The following is an 18,688-nucleotide window of genomic DNA, read 5'->3' as shown; positions in this document are numbered from 1 at the left end:
ACTGTCTTGCATGACAAGACGGCCTCATCTGCTGCAATATGATGCAGAAGCACTCTGCTCGACAGATAATTTACCGACTGATGCGGGCACCGGAATAACCGGAAGCGCGCACTTGGACTAGCGCCCGATTGGCCGCGGCCTCTCCTTGAAACGGACCGGCCAGAACCACTCTATATGCCTGCCCTCTGCGCGTGACACTGCCCAATCGTACAGGGAGCCCTTCAGCTGCAAGTGATTGCGCCGTCTCACGGGCCACTGCAGGATCCGCAAAGGTCGCAGCCCGCACATAGCGTTTTGGCATTTCTGAAGGTGTCGCAACCTCTGTTTCCGGTGCTGAACGGGTAGATAGCCGTAAGACCAGATCTTCTTCAGCCTCAGCCCGGCTGCGTGCGGTGCTAGCAGGAAGAGTGATCACCGGACGGTCAAGCGGCAATGCCACCAGTGTACGCGGTACGGTGCGGGTCCAGATCATATCAGTCTGCACATCCCCAGCCGCAGTGCGCAGGCCACGCTGGGTGTTCAACCGATCATCGTCGCGACCAGCTAAGACATAGCCCTGAGGTACCTCAACAGTACCACTCACAACAGCAGGTTTCAGACCGCGCTCAGCGCGTCGTAGGTTCAGGCGATCATCTGTCCAAACAGTACGGAATCCTTCTGGCGCATCCAGATTCTGACTATGACGCCGGTCCTGATAAACATGTGTGGGAACAATGCGTGTATTCGGCGTCAGCTGCAACGACGACTGCGGGCTAATCCCCGACCCATTGCCATAGGTGATGGGCGACTCTGCCTGAGGGCCACAGCGCGCACCTTTGTTAGTATATTGCTGGCTCAACGCCGATGCATTTGAACAACCACCCTGCGTCTGTGCTGCGGGCGCTGTTGTTCTGGCCACGGGAGCGGCGGCAACTGGCTGTGGTGCGGGTTTCGCAGGCGCGGGTGCTGTTTGAACCGGAGCGGATTGAACACGCGTCGTTGTGGTTGTCGGCCGCTGGGGCTTCGTTGGTGCTGGCGCTGTCGGCGCCGTTGTACTGGCCACAGCCGCGGGCGGATTGGTCCGAGTTGGTGTCGCGGTCGGCGTTGCTGGTCGCTGGCTGGCAGGGATAGTGATTTGCTCAGGCGCAGGACCACTCTGTGTAGGAGCGCTGGTGGTTCCGGCCACCACAGTTGGCTGCTGACCGCAGAGTTGCTTGCGTGAACGATTAACCCGGGGCACCCAAGTCACATTGCCATCAATTCCGGCACGGATGAACACACAGCCTTTGCTGTCGACGTACTGCTTGCCCTTATACGATGCGGGAGGGAACTCGGACGGAGTCCCAGATTGGGCCTGCGCCGCTGGTACACCAATCGCACCCGTCACTATGCTCAGTGCAATAACTCTAGTAATCTTCATAGCTGCGCCCCACAAAATATGGTGCAAAGATGCCCGAAAAGCGATTCGGAGTAAAGCAGGGTTAATGGACAATAAGGGGGCAATCAGGCAAATAGTTGCGCAATCGCCCCAATTATTTACGTTCGGACCTTTCGTTTTTACTTGGTGCCGAACATTCGGTCACCCGCATCACCCAGGCCAGGCATGATGTAACCCTTTTCATTCAGCTCGCGGTCCAGCGACGCTGTGACGATCGGTACATCCGGATGCGCTTCCTTCATCCGTGCGACCCCTTCCGGCGCGGCCAGCAGGCACAAGAACCGGATATCTGTAGCACCAGCCTCTTTCAACAAATCAATAGCTGCCGCCGAACTGTTGCCAGTGGCCAGCATAGGATCAACAGCAATCACCAGACGATCATTGATGCCTTTTGGAACCTTGAAGTAATACTGCACGGGCTGCAGTGTTTCCTCGTCCCGATACAGCCCAACAAAGCCAACCCGCGCCGAGGGGATCAGCTCTAGCACACCATCCAACATACCGTTGCCAGCCCGCAGGATTGACACCAGTGCCAATTTTTTACCCGCAAGGATCGGCGACTCCATGCTCTCCATCGGTGTTTCGATAGAAGTCGTGGTGAGCGGCATATCTCGGGTGATTTCGTAGGCCAACAGTTGAGTTATTTCATGCAGCAACTGACGGAACCCAGCGGTCGACGTTCCCTTATCCCGCATCAAGGTCAGCTTGTGTTGCACCAGTGGGTGGTCAACGACGGTTAGATGTTCACTCATTTAGCTCTCCAGTCTTTTCTGCACCCGCTCACGGGTGACATCATCACAAAAGGCAGCAGCCAGGGCCGTCGCGTTTAATGCAGCAAAATCATTCGCGTCCCAACCAAAAGCCCGGTTCAACATCTCATACTCACGCCGCATCGTCGTATGAAAAAATGGCGGATCATCTGTAGATACGGTAACGGCCACCCCGGCGTCACGCAAACGAGCAATAGGATGCGAGGCAAAATCAGGGTAAACGCCCAACACAACATTGGATCCGGGGCAAACTTCCAGAACTGTGCCCCGATCAACCAGCTCATGCATCAGATCAGCATCTTCAATGACACGCACACCGTGGCCAATACGTTCCACGCCCAGGGTCCGAACGGCATCACGGACGCTTTCCGGGCCACCAAATTCACCAGCGTGAGTGGTCAGCCGTAGTCCAGCTTCGCGGGCACAATCAAAGCTCCAGGCAAAATCGCCCTGCTCATACATGCCTTCATTCCCACCCATGCCAAAGCCGACAATCCAGTCCCCAGCTGTATCAGCCGCACAACGGGCTGCCTTTTTAGCAGTTTCGGCCCCGAAATGACGTACACAGGTCACAATGCCGCGCAGCGTGATCCCAAAGCGTGTTTCAGCCTCTTCAGCGGCCTCCTGAATGGCTGCGAGGTAATCTTTCCAAGCCGCCATATCACCGCCCCCACAAAAGTCGGGACTCAGAAAGCTTTCGGTATAGACCACGCCATTAGCGGCGCTTTCCTCCAAGATTGCCAACGTGAGACGCCTGAACTCTTCGGGCCCAGTCAGGACTTCACTTGCTGCCTCATATACAGACAGGAAATGGGTGAAGTCGCGGAAATCATAGCTGCCATCTTCACGAAAAATTCCGCTCAGATCCATTTTCTTTTCATGCGCCAACTGCCGGATGAAAGCAGGGGGCGCCGCCCCTTCATGGTGCAGGTGCAGTTCAATTTTGGGCAGATCGGCAACGGTCATAAAAAGCTCCTTCCCGGCCCTTCTGGCACAATTCCAAGATGATCCGCAATGCTCGCCGCCACATCAGCAAACGCCACTTCGCCAACCGCGCCAGCTCCCAGACCGGCAATCAGAACCGGCACCTGTTCACGCGTGTGATCCGTGCCTGGCCAACTGGGATCGTTGCCATGGTCGGCAGTCAGCAGCAGCAGGTCTCCTTCGCGCAACTCTGTGATGATCTTGCCAATTTCGGCATCGAACCACTCCAATGCGCGCGCATAGCCCGAGATATCGCGACGATGGCCATAGATACTGTCAAATTCGACAAAGTTGGCAAAGGTCAGGCTCCCATCGGTAGCTTTTGCCACCCGCTCGGCCAGATGCCGCATCAACGTCGCATCATCACCTTTTTGCAGTGTATCAATCCCCTGCATCGAGAATATATCGCCGATCTTACCGATCGCATGCACTGGTCCACCCGCGTCCTGCACCCAATTGGTCAAAACAGAGGATGGCAGGGGAATAGCAAAGTCGCGCCGGTTGGTTGTTCGTGTGAAACCATCTTGGACCGAGCCAACAAAGGGTCGCGCAATCACCCGCCCAACTTTCATCTGGTGCAGGCGTGGCGCAATTGTTTGGCAAAGATCTAACAGCCGTTCCAGTCCAAAACTCTCTTCATGAGCGGCGATCTGCATCACACTGTCGGCCGACGTATAGACAATCGGTTTGCCCGTCTGCATGTGCTCTGCACCCAGACGCTCAATAATTGCGGTGCCCGGTGCGTGACAATCGCCCAGTATTCCATCCACGCCTGCTGCTTGCGCCACATAACTGCTTAGGTCTGCGGGAAAGGACGGTGTGGTATCTGGGAAGAAACACCAGTCCCACGGCACGGGCAAGCCAGCCAGCTCCCAATGCCCGGACGGCGTATCCTTGCCACGACTGACTTCAGCCGCACAGCCCCAACGGCCCTGTGGCTGCGTATCAAACCCGGGAAACGGAATGGGCGACGCCAGCCGCATTGCGGCACCCAGCCCCAACCGTTCCAGGTTCGGCAAGGACAACACCCCACTGCGGCCCTCTTCCGCTTTCCCTGCGGCACAGGCCTGCGCAATATGGGCAAGTGTATTTGCCCCCAGATCTGGCAAATCGCCGTTAAAGAAACTGCTGGCGTCTGGGGCGCCACCGATGCCCACGGAATCCATCACGACCAAAAACGCTCGAGCCATCAGGCGATCCTTTCGTGTATCAATTCCGGTATTACAGTGGCATCCGGCGCAATTTTAATCACCCCTCGCAACGCTGCTTCGGCAGCATCAGCCGCCTCTTCACGCGCGGCGTGGACGACCGCCAATGGCGTCCCCACTTCGACCTTCTGGCCCAGGCGAACCAGTTCGGACAGGCCTACAGCTGGGTTCACCTGATCGCTTTCGACCATCCGGCCGCCGCCCAACCGAACCACCGCTAATCCGAGCTGCTCACCATCAATTGCAGTGACATAGCCGGACTTGGTTGCCCGAACTTCACTGATCACATTTGCCTCCGGTAGAAAGCGTCGCCAATCCTGAACAAACCCCAGCGGCCCACCCACTGCAGCGACCATTCGGCCAAATCGCTCTGCTGCTCTGCCGCTGGTCACGGCATCAACAATGCGCTTAGCGCCCTCCTGCTCATCTGCAGCTAAACCGGCATTGGCCAGCAACACACCGCCCAAGGCCGCGCTGATATCTACCAAAGGACCACGATGATCACCGGTCAGGATTTTCATCACCTCCGCGACTTCAAGCGCATTTCCCAGCGAGGGCACCAGAGGTTGGTTCATATCGGTGATGACGGCGGACGTCTTGCACCCGACTGCATTGGCCGTCTCACTGAGCGATGTGGCCAAGGCGCGCGCCTCATCCATCGTTTTCATAAACGCGCCGGACCCGAGTTTGACATCCAGCACCAAGCCGTCCGGGCTGGCAGCCAGTTTTTTGGACAAGATCGAGGCCGTGATCAGATCGAGGCTTTCAACGGTCGAGGTCACATCGCGGATCGCATACAACCGCTTGTCTGCTGGCGCAATTTGCGCGGTGGCGCTGACGATGGCACATCCTGCCTCTCGCATAATCTCAACCAAACGGTCCTGCGGTACCTGAGTTGTCACCCCGGGGATAGATTCCATTTTGTCTAATGTTCCGCCCGTATGGCCTAAGCCTCGGCCTGAGATCATCGGCACATAGGCACCGCATTCGGCCAGTGCCGGCGCCAGCAACAAGGACACGCAATCCCCAACACCACCCGTAGAATGCTTATCCAACACCGGTCCATCCAGATCCCAGGACAACACATCCCCGCTATCGCGCATTGCCAGGGTCAGTGCTCGGCGCCCTTCAGCCTCTAATCCACGCAGGCAAACTGCCATGGCAAAGGCTCCGGCCTGAGCATCACTGACAGTAAAATCGGCCAAACCCTGTGCGAACCAACGCAGTTGGTCTTCGCTTGGGGTCTCCCCCCGGCGCAGGGACGCAATAATCGAACGCGCGTCCATTGCTCAGCTCCGTTCCATGTGGCCAGCGTCAAATTTGCCCGGCAACAGATCGCCAATCGTCGTCGCGCGTTCCTGCCCATCAGTGGTTCCCAGCGTCACAGCCACGTTGCCTGCCCCAAATTCCGCTAATTTTTGACGACACCCCCCACATGGTGGGATTGGTGAAGGACAATCTGCAATGACATAGACCTCGGTAAGCTTGGTTTCACCTGCGGCAACCATAGCTGCAATGGCCCCTGCCTCAGCGCAAGTACCTTCGGGATAAGCCACGTTTTCGACATTGCAGCCGACATAGGTCTCGCCAGACGCTGACCGGATCGCCGCGCCCACTTTGAAATTTGAATAAGGAGCATGTGCGTTTTCACGAACAGCGGTGGCGGCGAGTTTCAAGCTCATGGCGATTCCCCGATTTTTGATCATCTGGTCAGAATGCCGCAGCTTACGGGAACATCAATGGGGATTGAAAGCCCTCAGCCAAAAAACGCCTGCTTCAAATTGTAAACGGCCCGCCTTGGCGAGCCGTCTGTAGCTATAAATGCCCTTAGGCACAAATGTCAGCCAAGCGTCGTGTTAAAGACACCAGGTAGCGTCACTTCCATCAATTCAACATCATCCGATGCATCAGTCAGGCGAGTTTTCATGCCCGGGGGAATTACAAATGCATCCCCCTGTTCCAGCTGGTAGGGCTCACGACCCTCGCCTTCGAGTGTGACTGTACCGTCCATGACAAATGTGAAATGAATATCAGTGTCGTGAGTTGCCCATTGTGGTGTCCCCTCTCCCCGGCGAACCACTTGTACGCCAGCAACACCCTTGGTGTTCTCCGAAATAGAGGTGTCGCGACAGACAAACCCTGGCAGGCGGAATGGAACCCAGTCTGCACCTTTAGCTTTGTTATAAACAAACCGCTGTCCCTGCCACTCACGCTCGGGGCGCAATTGTTCCGTCGGCAGCGTCATTTCATGGTCGATTTCGGTCACATGCTCAGCAGGTACACCAATTTCGATTACCTGCACATTGTCGCTCGCCTCCAGCACCCTGTGGCGAATTTCAGGCGGCTGAATGAAGCAGTCACCGGCCGTCAGGCGCATCTTAGGCCCCTGGTCTTCATAAACAACGTCCACCCAACCGTGGATGCAAAAGATCAGCTGAAAGCCAACGCGGTGAAAATGCACCATGTCCGGCACCGGTCCCCCATCGGGAATGCGGATATGGCTAGCGATGATAGACCCGCCCAATCGATCCGGCACCAGATCACGATAATGCATGCCAGCACGACCAATCACCCAAGGGGCCTGATCCTTAAGTCGTCGCACCACAAAAGAATGCACGGTTTCCGGCATGACCATCGGTGGATGGCGCTCTTCGATTTCAATCTGGGTACCATTGGGCGCTATCAAACGGCGCTGTCCTTCGGCAAATCCATCAGGATCTTCTGTCAAAATGCGAAGAGTACCCGGCGCTACGTCAGCACCTTTCTCGATCCGCAACCGCACCCCATGGCCGGAAAAGACTGCGACACTGGGATTGTCAGCTGGATAAATGGAATCCATTCGCATTCCCAAAACCTTGGTATAAAAGGGAATATCATTGCGCAACTCATCTGTCGGCACTAGCACTTCCGCGATTGTATCAGTCATATTTCACCCTTAAAACTTTTATGCCTAAAGTATCATCCATGGAAACTGCAAAGAGCAAGCATAATTTTCAGGAAGCGATACCGAATTGTGCTATGTAAATCCTCTATTTCCCCGGCGGAAAAATTAGTTTAGCATTAAACTACATCTTTTGGAGCGCCCTATGTCCGACAATCAGAACCTGCGTCAAGCGGCGCTGCACTACCATGAATTTCCACAACCCGGTAAGCTGGAAATCCGCGCAACCAAGCCAATGGCAAATGGTCGCGATCTGGCACGCGCTTACTCCCCTGGTGTTGCCGAGGCCTGTATCGAGATCAAAGCCGATGCAGCCAATGCTGCGCGCTATACCTCGCGCGGTAATCTGGTGGCGGTGGTCACCAATGGATCTGCGGTTCTGGGTCTAGGAAACATCGGTGCGTTGGCCTCCAAACCGGTTATGGAAGGCAAGGCCGTCCTGTTCAAGAACTTCGCCGGGATCGATTGCTTTGATATTGAAGTCAACGAAAGTGATCCCGAAAAGCTTGCTGATATCGTTTGCGCACTAGAACCGACGTTCGGCGCCATTAATCTGGAAGATATCAAGGCCCCCGATTGCTTTATTGTCGAAAAGCTGTGCCGCGAGCGGATGAACATCCCGGTATTCCATGATGACCAGCACGGGACTGCCATCGTGGTTGGAGCTGCCGCCAAAAACGCGCTGCACGTCGCTGGCAAAGGGTTTGACGATATAAAGATTGTCTCGACCGGTGGTGGTGCTGCTGGCATTGCTTGCTTGAATATGCTGCTGAAGCTGGGCGTTAAGCGTGAGAATATTTGGCTCTGCGACATCCACGGACTGGTCTACAAAGGCCGCACCGAGGATATGAACCCGCACAAGGCTGCCTTTGCCCAAGACACTGACCTTCGGACGCTGGACGATGTCATTGATGGCGCTGACCTATTCCTTGGCCTCTCCGGCCCCAATGTTCTCAAACCTGAAATGGTCGCCAAAATGGCTGACCGGCCAATCATCTTTGCGCTCGCTAACCCGAACCCGGAGATCATGCCCGACGCCGCCCGCAAGGTGAAGCCCGACGCAATCATTGCCACTGGGCGCAGCGATTTTCCCAATCAGGTCAATAACGTTTTATGCTTTCCTTTCATCTTTCGCGGTGCGCTGGATGTAGGCGCAACCGAGATCAACGACGAAATGCAGGTTGCCTGTGTCGAAGGCATTGCTGAGCTCGCCCGGGCCACCACCTCGGCCGAGGCAGCTGCGGCCTACAAGGGTGAACAACTGACCTTTGGCGCTGACTACCTGATCCCCAAACCCTTTGATCCTCGTTTGGTGGCGGTGGTATCTTCCGCAGTGGCCAAGGCGGCAATGGAAACCGGCGTTGCCACCCGCCAGATCGACGATATGTCAGCCTATAAACAAAAGCTGAACCAGACCGTGTTCAAATCGGCCATGCTAATGCGCCCTGTGTTCGAAGCCGCCCGTGCTGCAGCCCGCCGCATTGTCTTTGCCGAGGGTGAGGATGAACGCGTGTTGCGTGCCGCCCAGGCCATTCTCGAAGAAACCACCGAAACCCCGATCCTGATAGGTCGCCCAGAGGTGATCGAGTCACGCTGTGAAAAACTGGGCCTCGACATTCGCCCCGGCACCCACTTTCAAATCGTCAACCCAGAGAATGATCCGCGTTACTATGATTATTGGAACAGCTATCACCGGCTGATGATGCGCAATGGCGTGACCCCGGATATTGCCAAGGCAGTGATGCGCACCAACACCACCGCAATTGGCGCCATCATGGTGCATCGCGGCGAGGCCGATAGCCTGATTTGCGGTACCTTTGGCGAATACCGCTGGCACCTGAACTATGTCTCGCAAATGTTAGGGGGCGGCAACTATGCGCCTCATGGGGCGCTGTCACTGATGATCCTTGAAGATGGGCCCCTGTTCATCGCTGATACCCATGTGCGGGTCGAGCCGACGCCGGAACAGATTGCACAGACCGTAATTGGCGCTGCCCGCCACGTACGTCGGTTTGGACTGGAGCCTAAAATTGCCCTATGTTCGCAATCTCAATTTGGCAATACCCCCTGCGACACCGGTGCCCGCCTGAGGGCTGCGCTGGAGCTGCTGGACGATAAGCGCCGTGATTTTGTCTATGAAGGTGAGATGAACATCGATACCGCACTGGACCCTGACCTGCGCGCACGGATCTTCCCCAGTTCACGGATGGAGGGCGCGGCCAACGTGCTGATCTTTGCCCATGCAGATGCCGCAAGTGGGGTGCGTAACATCCTAAAAATGCGCGCCGATGGCCTTGAAGTTGGGCCAATCTTGATGGGCATGGGCAACCGCGCCCATATTGTCTCCCCTTCAATCACCGCCCGCGGTTTACTGAATATGGCCGCCATTGCTGGCACTCCGGTGACCCACTACGGCTGACCCTCTGCTCTTTCGCAGACCCAGCACTTGCCCGATATGAAGGCGTGGAACTGACCGACACTTGTAGGTTCAGTTCCGCGCCTTTTTTTGTGCCTTAGAGCTGGGTTTGCAGTTCGCTGCATAGATCCACCCTACCACAGAGAACAACTCGCATCGGGGACAAGCAGCCCCCATTTGCATATACTTCCCAAACTGGTGCTGCGTTGGAAGAGGTTGGCAAAGGTACTGTAGCCCTTGGAAGTGACCTGAATCGGGTTGGATCTGAGCAACCAACAGTGATTCAGGGCGTACAGCCCGATCGCGCGCCTACTCTTGATTAACCCATCAAAGGCATTTCTCATGACCCGCTTATTTTCTCTGATTTTCATCGCATTGGCTGCCATGATGCCATCTTTCGGTTACGCCGGAAGCAGCAAGGCCGGTAAACCCATACTGCCCGCAGCCGAGGTTGCGGCCTTCTCTAACCGTGTTCAACGGGATCTGGCCTCACGCGGTGTGCATGTTGCGATTGTGGCGCGGATGGGTCGTGACCCAAAAGTGCTCCCGCCTGGTATTAAATACACCCACGTGAGTTTCTGGGTATTCTCGCAGATCACGCGGACCGACGGCAGCACCGGGCGCGGATATCATGCCTACAATCTGTACCAAGATGCAGGAAACAAAACGCGAAGCAATCTCATCCAGGACAGCCCCGCAGATTTTTTCGCAGATGCACATATTCTGGACGCAGGCATCATCATTCCTGACCTTCGACTACAGAAAATGCTACTAAACGTGATCGCCAGCCCAACCTACTCCACCCTCCATAACGCCCAATACTCAGTTCTCGCCAATCCCAATACCAGCCAGCTTCAAAACTGCACAGAACACACCCTTGATGTGCTAATGGCCAGCCTCTATGGGACAAGAAATGTGCCGCAGATCAAAGCCAATATTGCGGCCCACTTTCAGCCACAAGAAATTCAAGTCGGTGGAATGAAACGGCTATTGGCCCCATCTGCATCTCGGGCGCTCACCACTTCGGATCACGGAACCAAAGTAGAAACTGCAACGTTTGGCTCCATCGCCCGGTTCATGCTCAAAAATGACCTGACATCACAAGTCTATAGAATAACACCTGACATGGTTATTCGCTTCTAGCAGCAAACCTAGCATCTGCCTTCGGTCCATCATCACCTTTTTAGGTTGTCACAGTGAAGCGGCCCAATACAAATTCCGTTGCGCTTTGCGGCAACCTACATAGGGTAACGATGGTTCAATTCATGACACGAGGATCTAAATCGTTGGCGACAGAACTCTCAAACCTAGATCAAACGCACGTGGACGTAGCAATCGTAGGGGCTGGGATAAATGGTGCCAGCACCGCTCAACACCTCAGCGCAGCTGGGTATCGTGTTTTGCTCGTGGATCAGGGTGATTTTGCCAATGGGGCGACCAGCCGATCCAGCCGCCTGCTTCATTGCGGGTTACGGCATCTGGCGACAGGAACAGATTTTTGGCAATCTCTGAAGCGCCCTGACCGCCTGATTAAATCCATGAAAACAGTGCGTGACGATATGCTGGCGAGAGATGAGATCGTACGGATCATTCCTGATCGGGTAAAGCCAATCAATTTCTGCGTGCCACTCTACTCCGACGATCAATACTCGCCCTGGCAAATGGATGCAGCTTTTGCAGCCCTGAGACTGACAAGCCCCACAGGTGTCCCATTGGATTATCGCCGGTACAGTCCACAAAGCCAAAACGACGTGCCGGTTGCCCCTTGGCTGCGCAATCCAGACAACCTGCGCGGCGTCGCGGTTTTCAGAGAATACCTCTTTGACTGGCCCGAGCGCATTGCGCTGGACGCCATTTTCGATGCCCAACGGATGGGTGCAATCGTTAGGAACTATACGCAGGTTGTGGGCCTAAAACAGCAAAAGGGAGACGCGCGCTGGCATCTCACGTTGCAACCAAGACACGTAAACGGTTCAGATTCGGCCAGCGTCACGGCGGATATTGTCCTCAACCTTGCTGGCGCCTGGGTCGATGAGCTCATCCACAAGACAGGTTCAAATGCGCCACCAAAATGTACCGGAATGAAGGGGATCCACATCGCCCTGCGACTGCCAGATGAATTCACTGATTGGGGCGTGTTTACTTACAACAGCCTAGGAGAGCCTCTTTATTGCCTGCCGTTTCGCGGTATCCACTACGTTGGATTAACGCGCACGCCGTTTGCGGGCGACATCACTGGGGTCACCGCCTCCGATCAGGAAATCGACTGGATGATCGCAGAGACCAATCGCTGCTTGCCAAAACTAGCCGTGTCACGAGATGATATTTTGTATTCTTGGGCTGGCGTGAACCCGCTCACCTGCGATCCCGAAAATCCATTGGGAAGCCGGGAGATCAAAATCCATGACCTTACCAGCGATGGATTACCCAATTTTCTCACACTAACTGGTGGACCGATCATGACTCACAGGCGTGTCGCGCGGCGCCTGGTCTCCAAAGTTAAGAGCAAGCTGTCGGCATCAAACACTGCGCAATGTCCAGACTATCAAAGTACTCGGTCAGTAACGGAAAACGACAGCAGTGTCTGTGTCTCAACTGAGGAAATTGAGCGCTGCGCGCGTGATGAGATGCCAAGCAGCCTTACCGACCTCTTAATGCGACGATTGGGTTTGGGATGGGAGCCTGATCAAGGCATCGAACAGGCGCGTTCAGTAGCAGAGATTGCAGCCCCTATTTTGGGCTGGTCAGATGCCCAAGTAGAAACCGAACTGCGTAACTATCAAAGACATTTAGCCAATGTGAGAAGACGCTAAATATTTCTCTGCCGCCCCCGTCCCCAAGTTTCGCGAATTCGGCTACCTAAGATAGCTGTGTCTTCAAATGCGACACAAACGCTTCGATCCGAGCAGCTCGAACCGAGCGGGGGTTCATAAGGGCGACAACATCGGCGTCCGGCAATGTCCAATCCGGCAGCACGGGCAGCAACCGCTCTTCCCGCAAGTCATCGTAAACGCTCCACTCTGATCGTTCAATGATACCAAGACCGCGCATCGCCCACCCTCGGATCACTTCACCGTCATTGCTTTCAAAACTTGGATGTATGCGGAGCAGCTTTGTGTCTCCGTTTGAATTGGACAACGACCAAAGCGTGACGTCGGCCTGATCTTCTCTCACCACTCCAATACGATGTTCGGAAAGGTCATATGGTGTTTTTGGTAGACCATTTCGCGACGCATAACTCGGCGAGGCGCAAAGAAGGCGGCGGTTGGGGGCAAGCTTTTGCTGGACCACGCCCAAGTCTGGCAGTCGCCCAACATGAATGAGTACATCCCAAAGATCTGTCCGCATCGCGCCCCGAGGATCTTCGGTCAAAGTCAAAGATGGCGCCAGTTCGGGATGCTCAAGTGCGAATGTTGCCAAGGCGGGTGCAACTTTTAATCGCCCATATCCAAATGGGGCCACGACGCGAAGTGCGCCCGCAATTGCACCACGGCGCTCCGCCAGCTCCTCTGACAATCCGTCGAGATCGGCCAAAATAGTTGCACTGCGTTCAGCCAGAAGCCCGCCTTCAGCGGTGAGGCGCAGACCTGTTGGACCTCGGTCAGCCAGCTTCAACTGCAGCTTGTGTTCAATTTGGGCAAGACGTTGTGTCACTGCTGGTGGCGTGACATTCAGCAACCGCGCAGCTGCGGCAAGTGACGGGGCTGCTGCAACAGCTTGAAAGAAACGAAGGTCAGTTAGGTTTAGCATTAATCAAATACTTAATGTGATCGTTAGAAGGAGTAAATGTTCATTTACTTTTGACCCAGGTAATCTCGACCAGGTAGTTATCAAGAAAGCCAAACCATGACAGCAGATCCCCGCCTTGCCGATTTGACAACGCCGTCTTTGATTCTGGATGAGCAGAAAATGATGCAAAATATCGCCCGTCTTGCAGATCATGCCGAGGCGTTGGGTGTATCGCTGAGACCGCATTTAAAGACAGCAAAATCCGTTGATGTGGCCCGCCGTCTTCTGTCCGAGGGCGTTGGTCCGGCCACTGTGTCTACATTGGCCGAAGCCGAAGCATTCTTCGCAGCAGGTGTCCGCGAAATTCTGTATGCGGTTGGCATCGCGCCACAGAAATTGCCACAGGTTTTGTCGCTTCGCTCGGCCGGGTGTGATCTAAGCATCATTCTGGACAATGCGGCGCAGGCCGAAGCGGTGGTCAAAGTATCACAGGAGGCCTGTAAACCGATCCCCGTGCTCATCGAGATCGACAGCGATGGTCACCGCGGCGGCCTGCGACCTGACGATCCCCTTTTGATCAACATTGGCCGTATTCTTCATGAAGGTGGCGCCGTATTGCGGGGTGTAATGACCCATGCCGGCGAGAGCTACACCGTCGCAGGTAAAGAGGCACATGCCAAATTCGCCGAGATCGAACGCGCAGCAGCCGTTGATGCTGCTAGCGCCCTTCGGGGGGCGAACCTGCCCTGCCCGGTCGTTAGCGTAGGATCTACTCCGACCGCTCATGCAGCCCGAGATTTGTCCGGGGTGACCGAGTTGCGTGCAGGGGTTTATGTTTTTTTTGATCTGGTGATGGCGGGGATAGGCGTCTGCCTCCAAGAAGATATTGCGCTCTCCGTGATGACCACCGTGATCGGGCATCAAGACAAGCGTGGCTGGGTTATGGTCGACGCTGGATGGATGGCGATGTCGCGCGACAAAGGCACTGCAGACCAAGCCGTGGATCAAGGATATGGGGTCGTTTGCGATGAAACAGGGAAGATCTTCCCAGACTTGATACTATCTGCGGCAAATCAAGAACACGGGATCATCACGCGCCGGTCCGGCTCAATGACCCCAATGCCCGACCTGCCTGTGGGCACGCGACTACGCATTCTGCCAAACCACGCCTGTGCCACAGCTGCGCAACATTCTCATTTCAACGTCATACCCGCCGACACTGCAAGCGCCCTTATGGCGTGGCCACGTTTCGGCGGCTGGTAGGGAGACATATCATGATTCATATTACTGAAGCCCAATCCGGCGCTGCGATATCTCATGAGCTGGCTTTTGAGGCCGTGCGTCGTGCGCTAATCGCAGCAAGTTTACCTGAGGCAGCCATATTCCCAGTTGTGTTGGGCAGTGCCAGCGATCCGCAGAACAAATTCACTGTCAAGTCCGCCGCTGATGGCAGCCTGACGGGTTTGAAGGTCGGATCTTATTTCCCAACGAATGATGCTGCGGACCTACCGCGCCATGATTCAATCATTCTTCTCTTTGATCAGGCAAAAGGCCGCATCGGTGCGATTGTTGAAGCGGGTAAGTTGAACGCATATCGGACTGCCGCTGCCAATGCCGTTGCAACGGACGCTTTGGCCCACTCAAATGCTCAAACGCTTGCATTATTCGGCACCGGCCACCAAGCTTCCTATGAAGCGCTGGCCATCGCGCGAATTCGCTCGCTCACCAAAATCATGGTCGTAGGTCGCAATGCAGACCGGACCCGAAGTTTCGTAGCCCAGTTGCGCGAAAATGGCTTACCTGCTGAAGAGGCACAGGCAGAAACAGCCTGTCGAACCGCCGACATAATAGTAACGGCAACAACCGCAACCACACCGCTATTTCAAGCAGGATGGGTTCGTCCCGGCACCCACATCTCGAGCATGGGATCAGATGCAATCGGCAAGCAAGAACTGCCGCCTCAGCTTTTTGCTCAAAGCCGCTTGTTTTGCGATCTGCCAGAACAGTCGGCCCGCATTGGAGAGTTCCAACACGCGGAGTCGGGAACGTCTTTGACGGCGATTGGCTCTGCCCTAACCGAATGCACCAAGGGTCGCCGCACAGCTGATGAAATTACAATTTTCGACAGCTCGGGCATAGCACTACAAGACCTCTACATTGCAGAGGCCATTATTGCTGCGACCTCTACCTAAGCAAAAATAGCGGCAAAGGCATGCTTCCCCTGCGCTTGGATGTTATTTGTGGAACCCGCACCGGACGTCCAGCCCCGGCTAAATATGAGGTCAGAGCCGCACCATGCATGTTTCGAGCCGAAAAGAGGAAGGCGCACAGTCTCTACGCCAGACACCGTAAGGCTTTGTTAATATGCAGATTGTCTAAACTTCAATACTCTAAAATTGCAAATTTAAAAACAATGACACGCATAGGTGGCGCCCGCTAACTCTCCCTCATAGGTTTATAAATTTATGGGTGTGGGAATGCGCGGGCAAGTGGTCACTGGAACAAAGGCAGCCGACAAAATTAATGTTGGGGATGAAGGCCATACCATCGATGCAGGCGATGGAAATAATGTGGTTACCGCTGGGAATGGCGACAACACCAATGATGCAGGTCTCGGCAACGATAAAGTAACGGTCGGGGATGGCAACAACGCTGTTCAGGTCGGGGATGGCAACACCCAGATCACCACCGGCAGCGGCAGCGGCAGCGGCAGCGGCAGCGGCAGCGGCAAAGATGACATCCGCCTTGGTCATGGCGACAACAGGGTTGCAGCGGGCGATGGGGACAATAAGATTTCGGCAGGCGACGGCAACAACAAAGTCACAGCGGGTGATGGCGGCAGCATCATTGAGGCTGGAACCGGTCGGGACACGGTTCTGGTCGGGCGCAGAGCCAACGACATTTCTGTTGGAGATGGCGACAACAAAGTAACTGTCGGCGCCGGGAACAACACGATTGCCTCCGGCTCAGGCAAGGATGACATTCGCACCGGTCACGGCAACAACACGATCTCCGCAGGCGATGGTAACAACAAAATCCAGGTTGGAAATGCTTTCAACCAGATCGAAACCGGATCAGGTGCCGACAGCATTCTTGTGGGCAATGGCGATAACTTCATCGAGGCTGGCGACGGCAAAAACACTATTCTTGCTGGGGATGGTTTCAACTTCATCTCTGCAGGAGATGGAGATTACAAAATCACGGCGAGTGATGGCGTGAACACGACAAATTCTGAAAAAATTGAAAGAAGAAGAGCTTGAGCTCCAGCGTTCAAGGCGAATTCCACCACTTACCACCTGAACAAGTATCTCGAATAAAATCAGACACTTGGGCAAAAAAAAATGTATTGCGGCGACGGAGGATGTCGGTCAGGCACCACTTCCCTTCGACCGACTTGAATTTTTGACACTGGCAGGGGGTTGGCCGGTCTCATTCTTGGACACTCGGGCGAACCCGGACTCCGTGGTATAGACCGCGCCTTCGGCTGCCCCATCAATGACATTGCTGGATTGGAGAGCAACTTCATTGCGACTTCCATCCGCATATGAAGAGGCCATTCAAAATCAAATTGAAAACCGGCGATCCGTCAACACGGTAATCGCCGATCCGATGCGAGTTATCCCGTTTTTCTATACCGTGCACCGTCCGGATTCACATCCACTTGCAGTTTCTGAGATGGCATCTGCCTGCAATGCGTTCCTGCCACTCGCAATTAGGGTCGCGATCTCGGCCCCGATCTGAAGCTCTGACACTTGTCCTAAGTGATGCGCTTGCAGCTCTCCTTTTTGATCGATGATTAGCAAACTCGGGGTGCCACGCAATTGGTAAGCTTCCATAGTTTGCGGCATGTGACCTTCTCCCGCAGCGTCCACTGCAACCGGAAAAGTGACTTGAAACTCCTGTAGAAATGCGTTGAGCGAAACAGGGGTCATGGCCGCATGGTGTTCAAATACCGAATGCAATCCAAGTACAGCCACCTGATCCGCGGGGAACATTCGTTGAATTTTCTGCGCCAGCGGTATGCCATGCAGGATGCACCCTGGACATAACATCTGAAACACTTCGACAACGACCACCTTGCCGCGATAGTCAGCCAGTTTTGCAGCGTTGTCCGCATTGAACCAATCAGAGGTTATGAATTCTGGGGCTAGCATTGGCTTTCCTTCCAATAGTTATTTGCTGCGGCAACTGTAGCAAAATGGGTTGCGACAACACTGGAACTGGCGATCAGAGCATCAGCGTCCTGCTCATAAACCGTACGTAACTTACGGCGGATGTCGTCACTGGGCTGGGTCATTTTCACCGCGACACGGGCCATCAGAACAGCAAGTTCATAGCCTTCCTGAGGAGTAGAAACCTCCAGGCTGGTAAGCCAAAGTTTTGGCATGATCAGTCCTCCGATCAAAAAACAGCAAGGTCCGAGGTGCGGACCTTGCCAAAAGGGTTTCACTCAATCTTGCCAGGCAGAGAGAGATCACCTGAGGCGACATCAAACACATCCGTGACACATAAGAGCGGCGCATGGATGTTTGCATCGACGCGGAGAGCGGCCGTCACTCCGTCATAGGCAACCCCCTCAAGATCCACGTTGCTAGCGAACCCAACGTTCACGGTAACTTCCGGGCCATCAAACAAGGGCGTGAACCCAGGGCTATCCAAGAAGATTGGGAATCCAGGCCAGGTAGCGGGAAGCTGTGGTGTTTCGCCTTCAGGGATATCACGAACGGCCAAAGCACCTGCCCCGCATGCTTCGGTTGGGGCCAAAACAATCCAGTGACTGTGCCAAATCAATCCGTCATTGGCTGGATCACCATCACGGTTCTCGTCAACCAAAGGCGTGTCATCAAAATCAGGATGGCTGGTTACCGCCAGCGCCAATATGCCGGTTTCGCCCTCAAATCCGACCGCTGATGGATCGAGCGACGTTGGCCAGACATAAGACCAAACCGGCGCCCCGCCGACTGCGCCTGCGGGCGCAGGAACGTCAACACCTGCTTCGCCATTTGTGGTCATGTGAAAGGTCACTTGATTGGCGTTCCTGTGTGCGTGAGCCGCCAAAATATCGAATGAGGCCCTGGTGGTCTCGTTCACTGGAGAAACAACAGCGCCTTGTTGATGGGTGGCGTGGTTGCTGTCGGCGTTGGCCGCAAGGGCACTAAAGCCAACAGCGATGAGGGTAATAGCGAATTTCTGCATCGGTTCGGTTCCTTTTGTGAATCGGTG

General features: G+C 55.0%; 18 protein-coding genes. 7 read left to right on the top strand and 11 right to left on the bottom strand.

All coding sequences use genetic code 11. From position 1 onward, the window contains the following. Positions 1–70: 70 nt before the first annotated feature. A complete protein-coding gene (locus tag FEE96_RS23850; RefSeq protein ID WP_246079483.1) occupies positions 71–838 on the bottom strand; it encodes an SPOR domain-containing protein in 768 nt (255 codons plus the stop codon). A 5-nt stretch (positions 839–843) separates the two neighbouring features. Here FEE96_RS23850 and FEE96_RS23845 point away from each other — a divergent pair, with 5 nt between their 5' ends. Further along, entirely contained in the window at positions 844–1,110 is a 267-nt protein-coding gene (locus tag FEE96_RS23845) for a hypothetical protein (protein WP_245226993.1), read from the top strand. Positions 1,111–1,536: 426 nt separating this feature from the next. On the opposite strand, the gene upp is transcribed toward FEE96_RS23845, so the two are convergent. The 6 genes from upp to FEE96_RS15765 form a co-directional block, all read right to left on the bottom strand. Next, positions 1,537–2,169 carry a uracil phosphoribosyltransferase gene (gene upp, locus FEE96_RS15790; protein WP_138164088.1) on the bottom strand — a complete coding sequence of 211 codons (633 nt, stop codon included), beginning with the start codon at positions 2,167–2,169 and terminating at the stop codon, positions 1,537–1,539. Then, complete coding sequence (locus tag FEE96_RS15785) at positions 2,170–3,153, bottom strand: adenosine deaminase (protein WP_138164087.1); 984 nt, start codon at positions 3,151–3,153, stop codon at positions 2,170–2,172. It abuts the gene before it with no gap. Then, positions 3,150–4,361, bottom strand: coding sequence for a phosphopentomutase (locus FEE96_RS15780; protein WP_138164086.1), 1,212 nt, complete (start codon positions 4,359–4,361; stop codon positions 3,150–3,152). The genes FEE96_RS15785 and FEE96_RS15780 overlap by 4 nt, the downstream gene beginning before the upstream one ends. Beyond that, the gene (locus tag FEE96_RS15775) at positions 4,361–5,665 is read right to left on the bottom strand and encodes a thymidine phosphorylase (RefSeq protein WP_138164085.1); all 1,305 of its coding nucleotides are present in this window, start codon (positions 5,663–5,665) and stop codon (positions 4,361–4,363) included. The genes FEE96_RS15780 and FEE96_RS15775 overlap by 1 nt, the downstream gene beginning before the upstream one ends. A 3-nt stretch (positions 5,666–5,668) precedes the next feature. After that, the gene (locus FEE96_RS15770; RefSeq protein ID WP_157023800.1) at positions 5,669–6,085 is read right to left on the bottom strand and encodes a cytidine deaminase; all 417 of its coding nucleotides are present in this window, start codon (positions 6,083–6,085) and stop codon (positions 5,669–5,671) included. A gap of 134 nt (positions 6,086–6,219) precedes the next feature. Continuing rightward, positions 6,220–7,305, bottom strand: a complete 1,086-nt coding sequence (locus tag FEE96_RS15765; RefSeq protein ID WP_138164083.1) for a cupin domain-containing protein — start codon at positions 7,303–7,305, stop codon at positions 6,220–6,222. A 160-nt stretch (positions 7,306–7,465) separates the two neighbouring features. On the opposite strand from FEE96_RS15765, the gene FEE96_RS15760 reads away from it, so the two are divergent. The 3 genes from FEE96_RS15760 to FEE96_RS15750 all read left to right on the top strand — a co-directional run bounded on the left by FEE96_RS15760 (position 7,466) and on the right by FEE96_RS15750 (position 12,549). Beyond that, the gene (locus tag FEE96_RS15760) at positions 7,466–9,739 is read left to right on the top strand and encodes an NADP-dependent malic enzyme (protein ID WP_138164082.1); all 2,274 of its coding nucleotides are present in this window, start codon (positions 7,466–7,468) and stop codon (positions 9,737–9,739) included. 339 nt (positions 9,740–10,078) lie between these two features. Beyond that, positions 10,079–10,879 (top strand): DUF2145 domain-containing protein, encoded by an 801-nt coding sequence (locus FEE96_RS15755; RefSeq protein ID WP_138164081.1) that lies wholly within the window; start codon positions 10,079–10,081, stop codon positions 10,877–10,879. Positions 10,880–11,001: 122 nt separating this feature from the next. Then, positions 11,002–12,549, top strand: coding sequence for an FAD-dependent oxidoreductase (locus FEE96_RS15750; RefSeq protein WP_171021736.1), 1,548 nt, complete (start codon positions 11,002–11,004; stop codon positions 12,547–12,549). Positions 12,550–12,595: 46 nt separating this feature from the next. Here the strand turns inward: FEE96_RS15750 and FEE96_RS15745 are convergent, their stop codons facing one another. Next, positions 12,596–13,486 (bottom strand): LysR family transcriptional regulator, encoded by an 891-nt coding sequence (locus FEE96_RS15745; protein WP_138164079.1) that lies wholly within the window; start codon positions 13,484–13,486, stop codon positions 12,596–12,598. Between the two features lie 96 nt (positions 13,487–13,582). Here FEE96_RS15745 and FEE96_RS15740 point away from each other — a divergent pair, with 96 nt between their 5' ends. The 3 genes from FEE96_RS15740 to FEE96_RS15730 all read left to right on the top strand — a co-directional run bounded on the left by FEE96_RS15740 (position 13,583) and on the right by FEE96_RS15730 (position 16,725). Continuing rightward, the gene (locus tag FEE96_RS15740; RefSeq protein ID WP_138164078.1) at positions 13,583–14,728 is read left to right on the top strand and encodes an alanine racemase; all 1,146 of its coding nucleotides are present in this window, start codon (positions 13,583–13,585) and stop codon (positions 14,726–14,728) included. 11 nt (positions 14,729–14,739) lie between these two features. Further along, the gene (locus FEE96_RS15735) at positions 14,740–15,657 is read left to right on the top strand and encodes an ornithine cyclodeaminase family protein (RefSeq protein ID WP_138164077.1); all 918 of its coding nucleotides are present in this window, start codon (positions 14,740–14,742) and stop codon (positions 15,655–15,657) included. Between the two features lie 285 nt (positions 15,658–15,942). Beyond that, positions 15,943–16,725 carry a calcium-binding protein gene (locus FEE96_RS15730; RefSeq protein WP_138164076.1) on the top strand — a complete coding sequence of 261 codons (783 nt, stop codon included), beginning with the start codon at positions 15,943–15,945 and terminating at the stop codon, positions 16,723–16,725. A gap of 369 nt (positions 16,726–17,094) precedes the next feature. Here the strand turns inward: FEE96_RS15730 and FEE96_RS15725 are convergent, their stop codons facing one another. Genes FEE96_RS15725 through FEE96_RS15715 form a run of 3 tightly spaced genes read right to left on the bottom strand, consistent with a single transcriptional unit; the run spans position 17,095 to position 18,661 of the window. Beyond that, a complete protein-coding gene (locus tag FEE96_RS15725) occupies positions 17,095–17,619 on the bottom strand; it encodes a peroxiredoxin family protein (RefSeq protein ID WP_138164075.1) in 525 nt (174 codons plus the stop codon). After that, positions 17,613–17,852, bottom strand: a complete 240-nt coding sequence (locus FEE96_RS15720; RefSeq protein ID WP_138164074.1) for a hexameric tyrosine-coordinated heme protein — start codon at positions 17,850–17,852, stop codon at positions 17,613–17,615. The genes FEE96_RS15725 and FEE96_RS15720 overlap by 7 nt, the downstream gene beginning before the upstream one ends. Positions 17,853–17,911: 59 nt before the next feature. Continuing rightward, positions 17,912–18,661: a hypothetical protein gene (locus FEE96_RS15715; RefSeq protein ID WP_138164073.1), complete on the bottom strand. Its 750-nt coding sequence runs from the start codon at positions 18,659–18,661 to the stop codon at positions 17,912–17,914. Positions 18,662–18,688 lie beyond the last annotated feature (27 nt).

Source organism: Parasedimentitalea maritima (assembly GCF_005771405.1).
Classification (GTDB): domain Bacteria; phylum Pseudomonadota; class Alphaproteobacteria; order Rhodobacterales; family Rhodobacteraceae; genus Parasedimentitalea; species Parasedimentitalea maritima.
This window is presented reverse-complemented; position numbering and strand designations above follow the sequence as displayed.